Origin of the sequence: Idiomarina sp. H2 (assembly GCF_004364275.1) — a bacterium.
In the GTDB taxonomy this organism is placed as follows: Bacteria; Pseudomonadota; Gammaproteobacteria; order Enterobacterales; family Alteromonadaceae; genus Idiomarina; species Idiomarina loihiensis.
In genome coordinates, this window is record NZ_SNZY01000004.1 from 44,134 (window position 1) to 60,995 (window position 16,862).

At 45.6% G+C, this 16,862-nt stretch carries 16 protein-coding genes; 8 read left to right on the forward strand and 8 right to left on the reverse strand.

Annotated features, from left to right (window positions below):
- Positions 1 to 5: 5 nt before the first annotated feature.
- On the reverse strand, positions 6 to 1,250 hold the full coding sequence (gene dcm, locus DET62_RS06215) for a DNA (cytosine-5-)-methyltransferase (RefSeq protein ID WP_110013515.1): 1,245 nt from the start codon (positions 1,248 to 1,250) through the stop codon (positions 6 to 8).
- A 105-nt stretch (positions 1,251 to 1,355) separates the two neighbouring features.
- Positions 1,356 to 1,883 (reverse strand): DNA mismatch endonuclease Vsr, encoded by a 528-nt coding sequence (gene vsr, locus DET62_RS06220; protein WP_110013514.1) that lies wholly within the window; start codon positions 1,881 to 1,883, stop codon positions 1,356 to 1,358.
- Positions 1,884 to 2,126: 243 nt separating this feature from the next.
- Here vsr and DET62_RS06225 point away from each other — a divergent pair, with 243 nt between their 5' ends.
- Positions 2,127 to 3,188, forward strand: coding sequence for an alpha/beta hydrolase-fold protein (locus tag DET62_RS06225; protein ID WP_243734893.1), 1,062 nt, complete (start codon positions 2,127 to 2,129; stop codon positions 3,186 to 3,188).
- A gap of 93 nt (positions 3,189 to 3,281) precedes the next feature.
- The gene (yafN, locus tag DET62_RS06230; protein WP_034822886.1) at positions 3,282 to 3,575 is read left to right on the forward strand and encodes a type I toxin-antitoxin system antitoxin YafN; all 294 of its coding nucleotides are present in this window, start codon (positions 3,282 to 3,284) and stop codon (positions 3,573 to 3,575) included.
- 1 nt (position 3,576) lies between these two features.
- On the opposite strand, the gene DET62_RS06235 is transcribed toward yafN, so the two are convergent.
- Positions 3,577 to 4,224, reverse strand: coding sequence for a hypothetical protein (locus tag DET62_RS06235; RefSeq protein WP_110013512.1), 648 nt, complete (start codon positions 4,222 to 4,224; stop codon positions 3,577 to 3,579).
- 180 nt (positions 4,225 to 4,404) lie between these two features.
- Between DET62_RS06235 and DET62_RS06240 the strand changes: the two genes are divergently transcribed.
- Genes DET62_RS06240 through DET62_RS06250 form a run of 3 tightly spaced genes read left to right on the forward strand, consistent with a single transcriptional unit; the run spans position 4,405 to position 6,722 of the window.
- Positions 4,405 to 5,685 carry an anti-phage deoxyguanosine triphosphatase gene (locus DET62_RS06240; RefSeq protein WP_110013511.1) on the forward strand — a complete coding sequence of 427 codons (1,281 nt, stop codon included), beginning with the start codon at positions 4,405 to 4,407 and terminating at the stop codon, positions 5,683 to 5,685.
- A gap of 2 nt (positions 5,686 to 5,687) precedes the next feature.
- Positions 5,688 to 6,395: a ZIP family metal transporter gene (locus DET62_RS06245; RefSeq protein ID WP_110013510.1), complete on the forward strand. Its 708-nt coding sequence runs from the start codon at positions 5,688 to 5,690 to the stop codon at positions 6,393 to 6,395.
- Positions 6,396 to 6,449: 54 nt separating this feature from the next.
- A complete protein-coding gene (locus DET62_RS06250) occupies positions 6,450 to 6,722 on the forward strand; it encodes a type II toxin-antitoxin system prevent-host-death family antitoxin (RefSeq protein WP_110013509.1) in 273 nt (90 codons plus the stop codon).
- Positions 6,723 to 6,821: 99 nt separating this feature from the next.
- Here the strand turns inward: DET62_RS06250 and DET62_RS06255 are convergent, their stop codons facing one another.
- A complete protein-coding gene (locus DET62_RS06255) occupies positions 6,822 to 7,271 on the reverse strand; it encodes a type II toxin-antitoxin system VapC family toxin (RefSeq protein ID WP_034822876.1) in 450 nt (149 codons plus the stop codon).
- Positions 7,268 to 7,498 (reverse strand): type II toxin-antitoxin system VapB family antitoxin, encoded by a 231-nt coding sequence (gene vapB / locus DET62_RS06260; RefSeq protein WP_110013508.1) that lies wholly within the window; start codon positions 7,496 to 7,498, stop codon positions 7,268 to 7,270. Before vapB ends, DET62_RS06255 begins: the two co-directional genes overlap by 4 nt.
- A gap of 126 nt (positions 7,499 to 7,624) precedes the next feature.
- On the opposite strand from vapB, the gene DET62_RS06265 reads away from it, so the two are divergent.
- Positions 7,625 to 8,281: an epoxyqueuosine reductase QueH gene (locus DET62_RS06265; RefSeq protein WP_110013507.1), complete on the forward strand. Its 657-nt coding sequence runs from the start codon at positions 7,625 to 7,627 to the stop codon at positions 8,279 to 8,281.
- Positions 8,282 to 8,359: 78 nt separating this feature from the next.
- On the opposite strand, the gene DET62_RS06270 is transcribed toward DET62_RS06265, so the two are convergent.
- From DET62_RS06270 to DET62_RS06280, 3 genes are all read right to left on the reverse strand, one after another.
- Positions 8,360 to 10,510, reverse strand: a complete 2,151-nt coding sequence (locus DET62_RS06270) for a TonB-dependent siderophore receptor (RefSeq protein WP_110013506.1) — start codon at positions 10,508 to 10,510, stop codon at positions 8,360 to 8,362.
- 72 nt (positions 10,511 to 10,582) lie between these two features.
- Positions 10,583 to 11,053 (reverse strand): hypothetical protein, encoded by a 471-nt coding sequence (locus DET62_RS06275; protein WP_011235737.1) that lies wholly within the window; start codon positions 11,051 to 11,053, stop codon positions 10,583 to 10,585.
- Positions 11,053 to 12,198: a PepSY-associated TM helix domain-containing protein gene (locus tag DET62_RS06280; protein WP_110013505.1), complete on the reverse strand. Its 1,146-nt coding sequence runs from the start codon at positions 12,196 to 12,198 to the stop codon at positions 11,053 to 11,055. Before DET62_RS06280 ends, DET62_RS06275 begins: the two co-directional genes overlap by 1 nt.
- Positions 12,199 to 12,282: 84 nt before the next feature.
- Between DET62_RS06280 and DET62_RS06285 the strand changes: the two genes are divergently transcribed.
- Complete coding sequence (locus DET62_RS06285) at positions 12,283 to 14,430, forward strand: TonB-dependent siderophore receptor (RefSeq protein WP_110013504.1); 2,148 nt, start codon at positions 12,283 to 12,285, stop codon at positions 14,428 to 14,430.
- 180 nt (positions 14,431 to 14,610) lie between these two features.
- Positions 14,611 to 16,776, forward strand: a complete 2,166-nt coding sequence (locus tag DET62_RS06290) for a S46 family peptidase (RefSeq protein ID WP_110013503.1) — start codon at positions 14,611 to 14,613, stop codon at positions 16,774 to 16,776.
- The last annotated feature ends 86 nt before the right edge of the window (positions 16,777 to 16,862 follow it).

Consider the following 16,862-nt stretch of genomic DNA (forward strand, 5'->3'; position numbering starts at 1 on the left):
GAATATTAATGTATATGTTTAAGTATGCTTTTGGCAATCTTTGTAACTACAGGAACGGTTACTGAATTCCCAAACTGTCGATATGCTACGGTTTTTGCACTTGGAATTTTAAAATTCTCAGGGTATCCCTGAAGTCTGGCGCATTCTCTGGGGGTTAGCATTCTAGGATTACTGTTCGATTGCGGGATCAGGCATTCTTTGCCATCTTTGCCATACCTCGCAACTAATGTATTTGATGGTTTACGCAAATCAGCTAAAAATGCAGTAAAACCAGTTCCTCTTTCTAAATTCCTAAGAGTTCGTCGCTTATGACCTTCCCATAAACGATCTGATATTGTGTAACGGAGAGTGATATCAGAATTTTTTTGAAGAATAGACTCTAGTGGAATCGAAGAGCTCGGAAAGTCAGGAAAACTGTAATTGACATTTAAATCATTTCGAAAACATACCATATAACATCTTAGGCGACGCTGAGGAACAACACTCGAAGAATCTATAACTTTTGAATTAAATGTATAGCCTAGGCTATTTATTTTATCTTTTATAATAGAAAATGTTTTTTTGTCATCATGTGTCTCAATATTCCTGACATTCTCCAGAAAAATAACTTTAGGTCTTTTTACTGAAACAATCCGCATTATATCAAAAAAAAGAGTTCCTTGAGTATCACACTCGAATCCATGTTTATTTCCAATTGCATTTCTTGCCGATACCCCGGCATGACTAAACGGTTGGCAAGGAAAACCTGCAGCCAAAATATCATGTGATGGGATATAACTTTCTAGCAAAGAATCACTGATTAGGGCTGATGAAAACTGTTTTATATCGCCAAATGGTAATTCACCATAGTTATTAAAATAAGTCATTTGAGCGGCTTTATCCCACTCACTCGATAAAGCACAAAATCCATTTAACTCTTGTAAGGCTAATCTGAAGCCTCCAATTCCAGAAAATAAATCTATAAATTTAAAATTTAATTCACTACTTGGTTTAAATGGTACTTCTTTTAATAAGTTTGTCTTTAATTCATTTCTACTTTTAAAGACACCTGATTTCTTCAAGCGTAATATCAATTTATCTTCAAGGTTGTTCTTACCAAAGTGTAAGATCGGCTGATTATTAGCCAGTGCATAAGCCCAATGAGAAGTTAACGAATGAGTTTCTACCGTGTATTGGTTGAACTCGTTTGCAATATCGAGCAGCGCAAGATGAATTTTTTCAAGAAATGGAGTTAACTTTTGCTTTTTCATTTCAGATGATATGGGCCTAGTTTGGAAGCGGTTCGTGTTCTCAACTAAGAGTTAGCATACATTATTCTTGGTGCGCTATCACCGAGATTTGATTGTAATTTACCTCTAATTTATGAGCCTCTCCGAAGGAAGTAGGTTTGAAATTTGGTTGAAATAGTTAATAGTCGATAGCTGTGATAAGCCATTTTTATCTACTAAAGAAAATTGATCTTTGCTTTGAAGCCAACGTTCAATCAGCGACAAAATATAATCTTCCGGCAACCTGGCTGTACCCTGAAGTGAGCATTGCCATATTACTAGCTGGCGAATGCCATAATCATTGACCTTAGTTAAGTTGCGAAAATCTCTCAAAACATTATCGGTAATTTTGCTTTTCCAGAACTCAGTTCTGGTTTTAGGCAGCACAAACTGAGGGCAATTGTGTCCATGCCAGAGACAGCCATTGATTTGAATTGCTGCGCGATACTTAGGCAAATAGATATCGGGGGTTCCGGGCAGGCTTTTTACGTTCAGGCGATAGCGGTAGCCAGCATGCCAGAGCATCTTGCGAACCCGCACTTCAATTGAAGTATCAGCTGACTTAATAGCACGCATGTTCTTGCGTCGCTGATCTTTATTATGAACGTCTGCCAATTAAGCGTAGCCTCAGGTTCTACTAATACGAAACAACTAAATTAACGCTAGATGAAAGCTGCCGCAACATGATGTCCTTGCTACTCCCCAATTGCCCCCACCCCAAAATAGTTCTAATATACCCCCACTACCCAGTAACTTACTGATCTAATGACTCTTTCCTTTAAAAGCTTAACCCGTTCATTTGCCTGTCTATTTGTTCTCGTCACCGCTGCCAGCGCGCACACCGCTGAAATCTTCACTATGGAATCTAAGCTCCTTGATGAAGGGATAACGGCGCGGGTTGCGTTGCCGGAAAGCTATCAGCATTCAGACAGTTTTCAGTATCCGGTGCTACTGGTTATGGACGGTTCAACGCAGTTTGAGCACATAGCGGGTAACATTAATTTTTTAAGTACCTTTTCTATTGTGCCGGAAATGATTGTTGTCGGGGTCAGTGCAAGGAACCGCTTAAAGCGCTTTACTTACACAAAAATGGAAGCCTACGCTGACCGCTCTGGCGGTGCCGAGCAGTACACCCAGTTTTTGCAAGATGAGCTTATGCCCGCGTTGCAGAAAAAGTACAGAGTGTCGCCTTATACAGTGGTTACCGGGCATTCGCTGTCAGGGCTCTACACCAGTTATCTGGCGACTCACCATTCGGATTTTATCAATGCCGCAATATCGGTTAGTCCAAGCCTTTGGTGGGATGGCTTTGCGCTTATAAAAGACATAAAAGCGGCAGAGCAAGAGGAAGTAAAGCCGGCGGTACGTTGGTTTGTCAGTATGGCGAATGAGCCTAATGAAATGGCCGAGGCCTATGAACGTTTATTGAAGGTGCTTAAAGCGAAGTCGGAATCGGCTTTTAATTGGGAGTCAAAGCAGTTCCACAACGAAACCCATGACAGCACGCCACTAATTGGCAATGTCGAGGGGCTTAAATCCGTTTTTCGTGGGTTTAACGCGGTGCCAAACATCGAAATTAAGTCGCTGGAGCAGTTGCAGGCGTTCTACGCTGATTACGAAAAAGCGGTGGGTTACGACTTCCCTATGTCGGTTCACCAGTATAACGTTTATGGCCTAAAAGCCGCTTATGAAGGCAAAGTTGACTGGGGACAGGCAATTCTGGAGAAAGGTGTTGAGGAATTCGACCAGTCCGAAATTTTGTGGGACAGCCTGGCAACGGTTTACTCAATGAATGACAACAACGAGAGTGCGCTGAAGGCCTCGAATAAAGCAGTGCAATTCGCACGCGAGCATCAGTCAAAATACATCAGTGAAATTGAAGCGCAAAATAGTGATTTGAAAAAACAGACAGAAAATTAAATTGTACATATTTATGTATATTATTTTGTTTGTAATTTCGTATGTTTTGTGGCTATAATTTAGTCAATAGGTATAAAAGTGGTGAGGTAAAGTATGAACACACAAACTATATTGGCTGAAAAAACGGTATCTGCCAGTGACGTGCGCAAGCACCCCTGCCAGTATTTTGAAGCTGAGCCTGTGGCGGTACTTTCCCACAATAAAACCGCTGGTTACATGGTAGGTGCTGAGTTATTTGAAGCTATGGTGCGCCAGTTGGAAGCCTGTAACCCTAAAGTAGAGTCCCTTTTTAGGCCGACGACAGCGCGGCTAAAGGCTATTAGTGCCGAAGCAGAGAAGCTTTTAGCTGAAGCGAAAAAGTCTGATCTGGATGACTCAAAAAAGTAAATTAAACCTGCCGCAGCACATCTAAAATTCCTTGGTCTTTCGCTTTTTCTTTTGCTGATACGTCAAAATAGTCGTTGGCTTTTACCCTATCTTCCCAAAACTTCACAAAATCCATGGGCTTATCCGGGTCTATCTGCTGAGACTCTGGCGTAAAGGTTTTGTGTAGGCTGGTTTTGGAGATTTGAAAACTCATTGCGCTGCGCTGCTCACGAGTAATAACGCCGGCTTCAAACAACTGGCTGGCTAGTTCGCTCATGTCGTTGGGCGAAATCTTACGGGCATTAAAGTTTTCAGTTATTGCTATGGGAATATTGGACTGTTTGCCGTTATTGCCTTCTTTGGCCTGGCGACGCATAGCATCTTCGAAAAGCTGATCGCGCGCTTCCATCAGGCTGTTAAGTTCGTCTTTTTCTTCTTTGGTAAGGCTGGATTTACTCTCAAGCTCTTCTATCTTTTGCTCAATTTCTTCCAGATGTCCGGTATCAACACCCATACGATTCAACAATATGCTGCGGTAGGCATTGTCTATCAGCGACTCACGGTCTTGTTCCGGTGCTATGTTTCCGCTGCCAGGTTCCTCATTTTTATTACTTTGGGTCGTTGTTGTCGTCGGATAACTCGCGTTATTACTCACAGGGTTCATGTTCATGGCTTTTCCTTATCCAAAACTGGCATTGCCGTGTGGCAATGTTTTGCCTTTTTAGTGCGTTATTCGCGTTTATGGATAGAAACAGCAAGAGGTGTGCCATTTATGAACAGGTTTCTCTGGGCAAACCCGCAAAAATTTGTTTTGCTGTGGTTATAGGAAACCAAAAACGAATGGACTGATATGCACCAACGCCGCTCAGGAAAAACCACGACCTTTAATGCCGCTACGCCGGACAGCGATGCTCAGCGTGACAGGGCGCGTATTATTCATTCGTCGGCGTTTCGCCGCTTGCAGGCAAAAACTCAGGTGCTGGGTGTGGGCGAAAGTGACTTTTACCGCACGCGCTTAACGCATTCTATGGAAGTGGCTCAGATTGGTTCGGGCATTTGTGAGAAGTTAAAGCAAAAGTATGCAGAGAACGACGCTATTTCGACGCATATTCCGTCTTACTTTCAAATTGAGGCCATTTGTCTGGCGCACGATATTGGTCACCCGCCGTTCGGGCATGGTGGAGAAGTAGCACTTAACTACCACATGCACAGGGATGGTGGTTTTGAAGGTAACGGGCAGACGCTGCGTATTATTTCAAAGCTGGGTGAGTATTCCGACCACGATGGTTTGGATTTAACCCGACGCACTTTACTCGGCGTGCTTAAGTATCCGGTGTTGCATAGCGAAGTTAGTACTCGCTCACTGTCTGCCGAAGACCACTTAAGTGCTTTTAAACCGCCCAAATCTATTCATGACGACGAACAAGATGTGCTGGATTGGATACTGGAACCGCTGACTCCCAATGACAAAGCGACTTTTCGCTCCACTAAAACGAAAGAGGGTAAAACCAAAGCGCAGTATAAAGCCTTTGATACCTCCATTATGGAATTGGCGGATGATATTTCCTATGGCATACATGACTTGGAAGACTCACTGGCACTGAACCTGGTGACCGAAAAGCAGTGGCGCGAAGACGTACTCGCTGTGTTGGACGACAACAGCGTTATTATGCAGGAAGAGCGGTTTTACACCGAGGCGCTTTTTTCAGGCCAAAGCCGTGCGCGTAAGCACGCAATTAGTAAGCTTGTCGGGCATTTTGTGGATGCCATTGAAGTGAAAGAGCAGAACCGGTTTGAATCGCCCTGGTTAGATCTGCAGGCAAGCCTTCCTGAGAACATTGAACATACTCTGCAAGTGCTGAAGGACTTTGTGTTTAAGCATGTTATTCGCAGCTCTTCGGTGCAGGTTCTGGAGTACAAAGGCCAGATGATGATCTTGAAGCTGTTTCAGGTACTGAGCGAAAACCCAGAGCAACTGCTGCCTGGCTCTACTTTGCAAAAATATAAAAACGCAGAAAACCCCAAGCGTGTTATTTGTGACTATATTTCCGGAATGACAGACAACTACGCGACCAAGCTTTACAGTAAATTGTTTAGCCCGGACACCGGCTCTGTATTTGATAAGGTTTAGTTATGAATGTTTACATGATGCTGTTACTGGCCTGGGGGGCGGGGCTTTCCGCCTTTTTAGGTGGTGTATTTGCCCGTTACGAAGGCACGCCCAAAACTACCGGAAAGCGTGAGTTTATTCACGGCATTACCGCCTTTGGCGGTGGCATTTTAGTGTCCGCAGTCGCCTTTGCTCTGGTTCCTGAGGGAATGAAAGAATTGAATGCCTGGTCTCTCACTTTGTTGTTTGCCAGCGGCGGTATAGTCTTTTGCTGCATTGATGCGTGGTTGGCTAAACAGGGTGGAAATGCCTCTCAATTTCTTGCCATGCTAATGGACTTTGTTCCCGAGGCTTTATCGTTAGGTGCCGTTTTTGCCATCAGTCCAAATACAGGGCTGTTATTAGCCGTTTTCATTGGCGCACAAAATTTTCCCGAGGGCTTTAATGCCTACCGGGAACTGAAAGCGGCGGGGCTCACCAAAAAAATGGCACTGGGCGGGCTGTTTGCAGCCTCATTCTTTGGCCCTCTTGCAGCAATTTCGGGCTATTTATGGTTGAGCGACACCCCGGCAATTACGGCTATGATCATGAGTTTTGCCGCGGGCGGCATTCTCTACCTGGTGTTTCAGGACATTGCCCCACAGGCGAAAATGCGCCGCCACCGGACGCCCTCACTCGGAGCTGTATTGGGCTTTATTATTGGCATGCTGAGTAAGCAGTTGCTGGGTTAGTCGCTTGGTTTCCATCTATAATTTTAAAAGTAACCTAGTCTAGGGGCTCAGACAATGTATCAAACTAAACAGTCACGCATCACAACGGTTTCAGCATTTAAGAAAGAACTTTCCTCAATGAATGTTGAGGAGCCTGTTGTTGTTACCCAAAATGGGGAGCCACTCTATGTGGTGCAGGATCCAGCCCAGTATGAAATGCAGCAAGAACAAATGGCTTTTATGAAGCTAATGTCATTCGCGGAAAAAGATTTAAAAGCTGGACGTACCTTATCTTCAAATCAGCTCCGTTCTAATCTTGAGAAAGTGCTGACGAATGACGGCAATTAGCATTGAATATACCGAAACATTTGAACGTCAAGTTAGTGCATATAGCTAATACTGGGCGAGGTATATTGGTCAATCGCAGGCAAGGGTCTGACATTTCTTTTAACGATAGGCTGGAGTTGGCTCATTGATTGATGATTGCGGTGGTTGTTGCAGCCAGGTTTCGGTAATAAGCCCGGGAACTCGCTCAAATTCTCCGGTGTTATTGGTAACAACCGTGAGTCCATAGCATCTGGCATGGCCAGCTATCATCTGATCATAGGGGCCAATTGGTGTGCCTTGCTGTTTCAGTTTGTGACGAATAAGTGCTGTGTGATAAGCCGCGTCAGTATCGTAATTTAGTATTTTTAAACGAGCCAAAAAGCTGTCGAGTTTGTCGGCATTAGTTGTACGTTGCTGCGAGTTTTCGACACCATATTGAAGCTCCATTACTGTAACTGAACTGATGCAGAGCTCGCGCGAATGCTCATCAAAAATAGGGGCTAAGTATGCTGGTCTATTCTTCATAATATAGATGCAGATATTCGTATCGAGCATATAGCGCAAGTTCATAGCGGGTCGCGCTCCTGCTCCTCAGGCTGCTCGCGTTCAACCATAAAGTCATCGCTTGCGGGTTCGCCGTTAAACCAGGATGCCCAGCTTGTTTTGGCCGGAGTAATAATTCGGCTTTCACCAACCACTAAAACTTCCACCTCTTTAACGTCTTCGGAAAAGGCAACGTCTTTTGGCAATCGTACAGCTTGAGTTTTGTTACTTTTAAATAAGCTTGTTTTAGTCATTGGTCTTCCTGTATATCCAAAATGGATATACCTATTCTAGTTTAAATTTTAATCTTGTCAAAACCGTGATCACCCCCGCCTGTTTGAGTTATAATTCGCACAAATTTCAGCCGCGAAGAGAGAATTATGGCTAGAAACAAGAAAGAATCCATTGTTTTGGAGACTCCGACGGGGTCTGATCATGTGTTGCTGCACTCTTGCTGCGCGCCATGTTCAGGCGAGGTTATGGAGCGCATGGCGGAAGCTGGCATTAAATTTACCATTTTCTTCTATAACCCGAATATTCATCCGGAAAAAGAGTATCTGCTGCGCAAAGAAGAGAACATCCGTTTTGCTGAGAAGCTGGGTGTCGACTTCATTGACTGCGATTACGACTCTAAAAACTGGTTCGAACGAGTTAAAGGTCTGGAGTGGGAACCGGAGCGCGGTGAACGCTGCACCGAATGTTTTGATATGCGCTTTGAGCGTACAGCGTTGTATGCCCACGAAAACGGTTTTGACACTATTACCAGTTGCTTAGGTATTTCACGCTGGAAAAACATGGACCAGATTAACGACTGTGGTAAGCGCGCTGTAGCACCATACCCAGGTTTGCATTACTGGACTTTTAACTGGCGTAAGCAAGGCGGCGCGGCGCGTATGGTGGAAATTGCCAAACGTGAGCGTTTTTATCAGCAGGAATACTGCGGCTGCGTTTACTCATTACGAGACATGAATCGGTGGCGCCTGAAGAATGGCCGTGACCGCATAGAAATTGGCGTTCAATATTACACCAACGAATAACTCACACCTAAAAAAGAGCCCCGGACGCTGGGAAGATAGACGCCCGGGGCTGCACGTGAAAGCTAAACTTAATAAGCCTTAGAAGTTATAACGGAAGTTCGCCATAATAGTGCGTTGCTGTCCGTAGAAACAGTCGCCACGAGACAAGCACGAGGTTAATACAGTTTTGTCGGTCAGGTTGTCGATATCCAGACTTAAGCTGTAGTTATCCCAGTCGTAACCGATCATTGCGTCGAATACGGTATAGCTTGGAGTTTCTAGTGGGTCATTGAGTACCACACCGTTTTGCTCAACGTAAGCACTGCCATCGGAAGTATTACCTACATAGCGAACGCCAGCACCAATTTTAAAGCCGTTCCAATTATCCGGACGATAAGTTGCCCAGACAGATGCTTGCTGATCTGGAGTAGCAGAGAGCGTTGCCCCTTCTTCTCCGACGGTATTACTTTCACTGACTACAGCATCGGTGTACGCGTAGCTGGCGTAAACGTCCAGAGAATCCCAGGCCAGCTGAGCTTCCAGTTCAACCCCTTCAATTTCAACTTCACCAGTTTGCACTTGGCCATTAGGGTCAACAATGTCTGGGTCTGCCGCTTGTTCTGCGTTAACACTGGTTGTGCGGTTTTCTTCAGTTATCTTGTAAACAGACGCAGTTAACAAATGCTCTGTACCTTCGGGCTGGTATTTAACGCCAGCTTCCCATTGTTTACCTTCGTTAGGGACAAAGGCTTTACCGAAAGCGTCAGTACCTAATACCGGAGAAAATGATTCGCTATAGCTAACGTAAGGAGAAACGCCACCGTCCATTAAATACATAAAACCTAAACGGCCGGTTGTGGCGTACTGATCCGTTGAATCTGACATTTCAGGATTCGTTGTAGCGCGATCTCTACGCAAAGCTGCTGACACTAACCATTTGTCTGCTATGCGCATGTTGTCCTGCACATAAACGCCAAGCTGGTAGGTTGTACTGGAAGGTGCGTCTGAAAGATCGGCTTCTGTCGGTAAGCCAGTTGCCTGACCGTACACCGGGTTGTATAAATCGAGTGTATTCATCGCGCCGTAGGCAGTGTCGTTATCAGTATAGGCATCCTGGAAGTCGATACCGAAAACTAAGTCGTGTTCGACCGCGCCGGTATTTAGGTTGCCATGAAGCTGTAAATCTGTGGTCCATGCTCTGGCATCAGCACGCGACAGGTAAGATACGCGATTGACTGTACGATTATCTTCCGCGAACACCGGCGGCCAACCGTACATTGTGTTGTACTCAGAACTGCTGTCGCTGTAACGGCTGGCCAGGCGCAGACTCCAGTCCAGATTAATGTCGTGTTCAACAATCGCTGTTAGCGCGTCTTGTTCCGTATCGTATTTATCAAAGCCGGGTTCTGACACAAAAGTTGAGCTGTCAATTTGGTCAAATTCGTTTGGTAACAAGGTGCCCTGCCAGGGGAAAAATTGCGTGCTAGAGCCTGACTCATTGCGCTGAATGTTGCCAATTAAGGTAATTTTCGTATCTTCAGAGGCATGCCAGCTCAATGACGGATTTAGCACCAGGCTGTTATCCGGAACGTAATCGGTTTGCGTATCGCTGTCGCGGTATAAGCCTACAAAGCGGCCGGTTAACGAAGCATCATCGTTCAATGCACCAGTAATATCGCCGGCAACTTGCTTACGTGAGTAGTTACCCAATTGAGCCCAGAACTGGCCTTCAGTTTCTGCCTTCGGACGCTTACTTACCAGGTTGATGATACCGCCGGTAGAGCCTTGTCCGTATAGAACTGAGCTAGGTCCTTTTAAAACTTCAATTTGACCGAGAGAATAAGGGTTAACGCGAACGTTGTTGTAGTTACCAAACAGAGATTTAAGGCCATCAAGGTACTGAACTGGAGCAACGCCACGAATCTGAGCCCAGTCGCCACGAGTGTCAACGCCGTATGGACCGTTGTACAAGCCTGCAACGTAGCCGATAGCATCCTGCACGGTAACAGCACCTAAGTCCTGAATACGGGCTTCGGTAAGAACCGAAACCGATAAAGGCGTTTCAATAATTGGCGTGTCAGATTTGGAGCCAGTGGCACTAACGTAAGAGATAAGTCCGCGAGAGCTGACATTGATGGTTTCCATCATCTCTTCTTGCGTTTTTTCTTGTTTTTCTTCTTGTGCGTAGCTGCTGGTGGAAGCTAAAGCGGCCATAATGCTAGCCGCCAGAACAGTCTTTTGAATCTTCATTATTCCCCTCAAATATTAGATGCGATCTAAATTGACGGGAATTCTAAATGAAAACGATTCGCGTTTAAAGTGTTATTTCACCCAAGTTTCTGGAAGTTCCCAATGAGCTTGATGAACGTCACCATTCCAGGTTTGCAAAGTGACCCAAACGCGCTGTTGTGAATTGAGTTTTTGTGGCGCTATAGCATGTACGTGCTGCAATAACTCACTGCCGTGCAAAATGCCGACATCATCTTGTTGCAGTTCTTCAATAGCTATTGGCTCCTCGCCAATGTTCACGTAACCCTGACGAATATCTCTGACTTTTCCTTCGTTAACGTACGCTGAAAAGTCTTTTACCCAGTCTTCATGATGTGCGTAAGGCGCGTCATTATTGGCTGGTTGCAAGGCCACTTTAAATGGGCCTGCGGCCTTTTCATCCCAGACAGGAGGGAATTCAGGTGGCTGCAACTGCTCATATAAAAAGTAAAAGGGCAGAATAAGAATTAAGCCACTGAGCTTAAATTTATTTCGGTTCCAGAAGGTATTTTTACGGCGTGCCATTAGTTAGCTCCTTCATTCTGTAACGACTCTTGCAGCGGTGTGCGTTTGGCTTTTGCCGCTTTCACTGTGCGAGAACCCCAAATCAAAAATCCGGTAATGGACATGGCCGACAAAATAAGTCCAAAAATAAACCAGATAGCTTTAGTCCAGATACCGCCAATAGTGCCGTAGTGCAGCGGATCAACAATATGCTGAATGGTTTGCACGGTATTCATATTGTCGGGCGAAACGGCTCGCGCTATCTCACCATTCCACGGGTTAATATCCAGCCGGTAAGAGTATTGGTCGTAGAAAATGAAGTCGCCACCGCCCATAATTTTGAACATGTCACGGTTATGCTCAGGCATCATAATGAAGCTGGGACGGATATCAGGGAAGCGCTGCTCCGCTATAAGCAAAGCGTCTTCAAAAGACACCGGAGCCTGTGCTTTTTCTCCCATAGGAATGTCAGATACTTCAACCAGCGGAGCGTGTTCTTCAATATCAATGTCTGCGTGCCAGAGCACTTGCTGAGTAAAGTACCAGAGGCCAGTTAAACTCATAACAATGAGGAACCAGATGGACCACGCGCCGCCGTGCTTGTGTAAGTCGGTTAAGAGGGTTTTTTTGCCTTGCTTGGCACGAATTTTAGGTTGCGAGTAAGCACGCCAGAACCTTTTATAAATGACCAGGCCGGTAACCAGAGCGCCAATCATGACAAAGGACATAGCCGAAACCAGGTAGTAACCCACGCTGTAGCCGTCTTGCCAGGGGAATAGCAACCAGCTATGCAGTGAGCGCATAAAGTTAATAAAAGTAATGCCTTGGTTAACTTCCTGAATTTCGCCGGTGTACTGGTTTACATAAGCAATGCCCATCGGGATGTTTTCATCGGAGAAAACGACGGCGTTAATAATATAAGGCTCAAAAGTCATTACCGTCGTAACGTTGGCCGTTGGAAACTGGTCTTTAACGGTAGCAACTAACTCGGAGATAGGCTGAGCGGGTAAATTGTCTGGGTTAACCGCGCGCGCATTTTCGTTAAACAGCCAGGTTAGCTCGTGACTGAATACGGCGATGGTACCGGTAATGCAGATAAAGCAAAACAGGATCCATATTGGCAGCGAGCACCACCCATGTAATTTAAACCATTGCCTTTGCGTCATTCCAACTCCCCCGAGAAATTTTCCGAAATGATATTGTAAATACGAACAATTATCAAATACAATGATTTGGTAGGGAGGCGATTCATGAAGGCATTTGCCAGAAATTTCATAGCCACAGCGGTAGCATCCGCGCTGTTAAGCTCCGCTGCTGTAGCCGCACAAAACGAAGCTTCTGCTGAAGAAAACAAAGAAAAAGCGGGAACGCAGGAAAAGATTTTTGAACACATTAAGGTTACCGGCAGTTCTTTAGATCAGGCGACTACTGCAACAGGGCTGCCGCTAACACTGCGTCAGACTCCACAGTCGATTTCAATTATTGACCGCACCTTTATAGACAGCTTCTCACTCGATACGGTTGCCGATGTGATGCAGTTTGCACCGGGTATTCAGGCGCAACAGGCCGAAACTGACCGATTTTTCTTCCGTGCCCGTGGCCGCGATGTGACCAACTTCCAGTTTGACGGTGTGCCTATTGCGTACAACAGCTTCTTTAGTGAAGCATTGGCGGACTCCGTTATTTTTGAACGCGTTGAAATTGTGCGTGGCGCTACGGGTTTGTTAACCGGTGTCGGCGAACCTTCTGCTGCCATTAACCTTATTCGTAAGCGCCCTAAAGCGGAAGATGGTGGTTATGCGAGCCTGGGGATTGGCTCGTGGAGTAATTACAGATTAGAAGCTGATCACTCTCAAACTTTGTCTGAGGATGGAAACGTAAAAGGACGTGTTGCGCTTGCCTATGAAGAAGGTGACAGTTACGTCAATTTGTCCGAAAAAGAAAACGCGCAAATCTATGCCGTTGTAACTGCTGATTTAACGACACAAACGCGTTTAACCATGGGCGCTGATTATAGCGAGCGTAACCCCAAAGGAAGTATGTGGGGCGCACTGCCTCTGTTTTATGACGATGGTACGCAGGCTGATGATTTGCCAGTTAGTACAACGACAGCATCGACCTGGAATCGATGGGATAGAGAAAGTACTAGTGTATTCGTTCAGTTAGAGCATGCTTTTGATAACGGCTGGGATATTCAACTGGATGTTGAGCGTCGTAAAGATGATATGGACGGATATCTGTTGTATTTCTCCGGTTTTCCAAACAAAGACACCGGACAAGGCTTAGGAACATCGCCGAATCATTATGTTGCTGAACGTGAGCAAACTTCATATCGCTTTTTGGCGTCAGGTCCTTTCGAGCTATTTGGTCGTGAGCACCAATTAACCGCCGGTGCTTTGAGCTCTGAACAAAATGTTGATTCTGTTTCTTATAGCAGTGCTGATGCCATAGACGTTCCTAGTTTGTTTGACTGGGGGAATGGGGTCGATCCCATTAACTTTAGCGACACTCCCGCTTATGGAACGTATGAATCATATAAGCAAAAAGGAATATACGCTGCGGCACAATTGAGTTTAACGGATGACTTAACTGCCATTTTAGGTAATAGAATCACAACCTATGACACTTTTGTACAGTCACCCTGGTCGCCAAGCGATTATAAAAACTCAGGCGTTAACACCCCTTATTTCGGGCTGGTTTATGATGTCACAGACGTCATTTCAACTTATGCCAGCTACACGGAGATTTTTAAACCTCAAAGCGCGCGAAATGCAGAAAATGAACTCATCGGTCCGGTGGAAGGTTCAAACGCAGAATTGGGCGTTAAAGGCGACTTCTTTAATGAAGCTTTAACAGCCAGTGTTGCCGTCTTTAAAGTGAAAGAAGATAACCTAGCGATTAATGACCCCGATAACCCGGATTTCCTACCAGGCACGACTATCCAGCCGTCTATCGGAGTTGATGGTGCCGAAAGTGAAGGTTATGAGTTTGAGTTAAATGGTAAGCCAACCGATTCACTGAATATTTTCTTCAGTTATACGCACAACGAGTCGGAAGATCGTGATGGTTCAGACTATGCGCCTTATTTACCCGAAGACATGGTGAAAGCCAGCGTACTTTATACTGCCACAGATGAATTGAAAGTCGGTGTGAACGCCAACTGGCAGAGCAAAATATCGTCTAACCCGAATATAGGCCCAAATGGCGAAACCTTTACTCAGGACAGCTACACCGTCGTGAATGCCATGGCCAACTATAAGCTAAGCCAAAACTGGGATCTGAGCTTTAACGTCAACAACCTGTTCGATAAAAAGTACTATTCCAGCATCGACTTTTATAATCAGGGCTTTTTCGGTGCTCCGCGCAATGTGGAACTGAGTGTTAAATACGCTTGGTAAAAACAGCAAGCTTTACTTGTAAGAGGCTGTGCTTTTGCACGGCCTTTTTTGTGCCTAAATTTTGACACTGTTATTTTGTAACATTACTTGTCTGTTTATTGACAAGTTTCGGCAAGACTATGACTATAGCTTTTATCAGAGGTTATTGTTCCCTCCCTAACAATTAACAGAAGAGACACTATGAAAAAGTTATTGATTGCTTTGTCTGTAGTCAGCTGTTTTGCGGCAGCCGATGAAGGTATGTGGATGCCCAAACAGTTACCGGAAATTGCCGATAAGCTGAAGGCGGCAGGTCTGACTATTGACCCTAATGATATTTCTAAATTAACTGAGTTCCCCGCTGCTGCCATTGTTAGCCTGGGCGGATGTTCGGCCTCGTTTGTGTCACCAGAAGGCTTAGTGGCGACCAACCATCATTGCGCTTACAACAGCATTGCTCATAACTCTACACCAGAGAACGATTTGCTTGCTAATGGCTTTTTAGCCAAAGACTTAAGTGCAGAAGTACCGGCGGCGCCGGGCAGCCGTATTTTTGTGACCAAAGCAGTTGATGAAGTCACTAATAAGGTGATTGATGCCAAAGTAACCGAGTTAACGGGCAAAGCGCGTCTGGACGCAATAGAAGATAACCAGAAAGCTTTGGTGGCAGAGTGTGAAGAGGATGAAGGGCATCGTTGCACGGTAGCTGCATACTACGGTAGCCTCGAGTATTACTTAATTAAACAGCTGGAAATTAAAGATGTTCGCTTAGTCCATGCACCGGCAAGTGGTGTGGGCAAATTTGGCGGCGATACCGATAACTGGATGTGGCCACGCCACACTGGCGACTACAGTTTTTTACGCGCCTATGTCAGCCCGGAAGGTGAGTCAGCCGATTACAGCGAAGACAACGTACCTTATAAGCCGGATTACCACTTAACGATAGCCAGCGAAGGCTTGGAAGAGGGTGATTTTGTTATGGCTCTGGGGTATCCGGGCCGCACGAACCGTCATCGTCTGCCGTCTGAAGTAAAAGAAACCTTTGAATGGAGCTACCCTAAAACAGTTGAACAGTTTCAGGATTCACTGGACATTATTGCCCGGGAAACAGCCGACGATAAAGATGCGGAGCTCAAGTACGCCAGCCGTGTTGCCGGCCTGAACAATTACCTGAAAAACCGTCAGGGTATGCTGGACAGCTTTGCGAACAGCGACTTGCTGGAACGTAAGCAACAGGAACATAAAGAGCTGACTGAGTGGGTAAACAGCGACCGCACGAAAAAAGCGTTGTATGCCGATGGGCTTAATACCATTGATACGTTGCTACAGCAGCGCCATAAGAAAAGTCGTGCTGATTACCAACTGAATAATGCAACGCCGCGTTTGCTTTCTGTTGCCCGCGCTGTGCACCGTTTGGCTCAGGAAGGCACCAAGCCCGACGCCGAACGCAAAGCCGGTTACCAGGAACGTGATATTCCGCGCTTTGAGTCATATTTAGCGGGTATGGATCGCAATTTTGACGCTAAGGTTGAGAAGGCATTAGATCTGCACAATCTGAGCAGCTACATGGCACAGCCTAAGTCAGAGCGCGATGCCGCTTTCGATAAAGCTATGGGTCTGCGTGATGGCATGAGCAACGACGAGTTAAGCGCGTTAATTGACGGTTGGTATGAAAGCACTAGCTTACTTGACCGAGATAGCCGCATGGCGTTGTTGGAATTTGACCCGGAACAGTTTGAGCAAAGCGAAGATCCGTTCGTTAAAGCCGCTGTCGCACTTTATCCTTCCGATTTAGAAGATGAGAAAAAGAGCGAAGAACTTTCCGGTAAAATTCAGCAAGCCTACGCTGACTACATGCGCGCAAAAATTGCCTTTATGCAAAGTAAAGGAGAGGCCGTGTACCCTGATGCGAACAGCACGCTGAGAATTACTTACGGTAACGTTGCAGGCCGCGACCATGGTACCGAAGACGGTAATGCCTGGGCACCTTTTACCACCTTGCGTGGTGTAACAGAAAAAGCCACTGGTGAAGGGGAGTTTAATGCGCCGGAAGAACAACTGAAGGCGATTGAAGCCGGTGACTTCGGTCCTTATGAGAAAGCGGATTTAAATTCTGTACCTGTGAACTACCTTGCTACTTTGGATATTACCGGTGGTAATTCAGGTTCTGCGGTTTTGAACCATAAAGGCGAGTTTGTTGGTCTGGCTTTCGACGGCACGCTGGATTCCATTATTTCCGATTGGGATTTCAACTTGGAGAACACCCGTTCTATTCAGGTGGATACTCGCTACATGCTGTGGCAGATGGAATACGTTGACCACGCGGATAACTTGCTGAAAGAGCTGGGTGTTAGTACAAGCCAGTAGTTATTATTTAACGTATTAGCTATAGCAAAACCACCATCGTTAATTTTTAGCGGTGGTGGTTTTTTTGTTGTGCTGGCAGAAGGCGA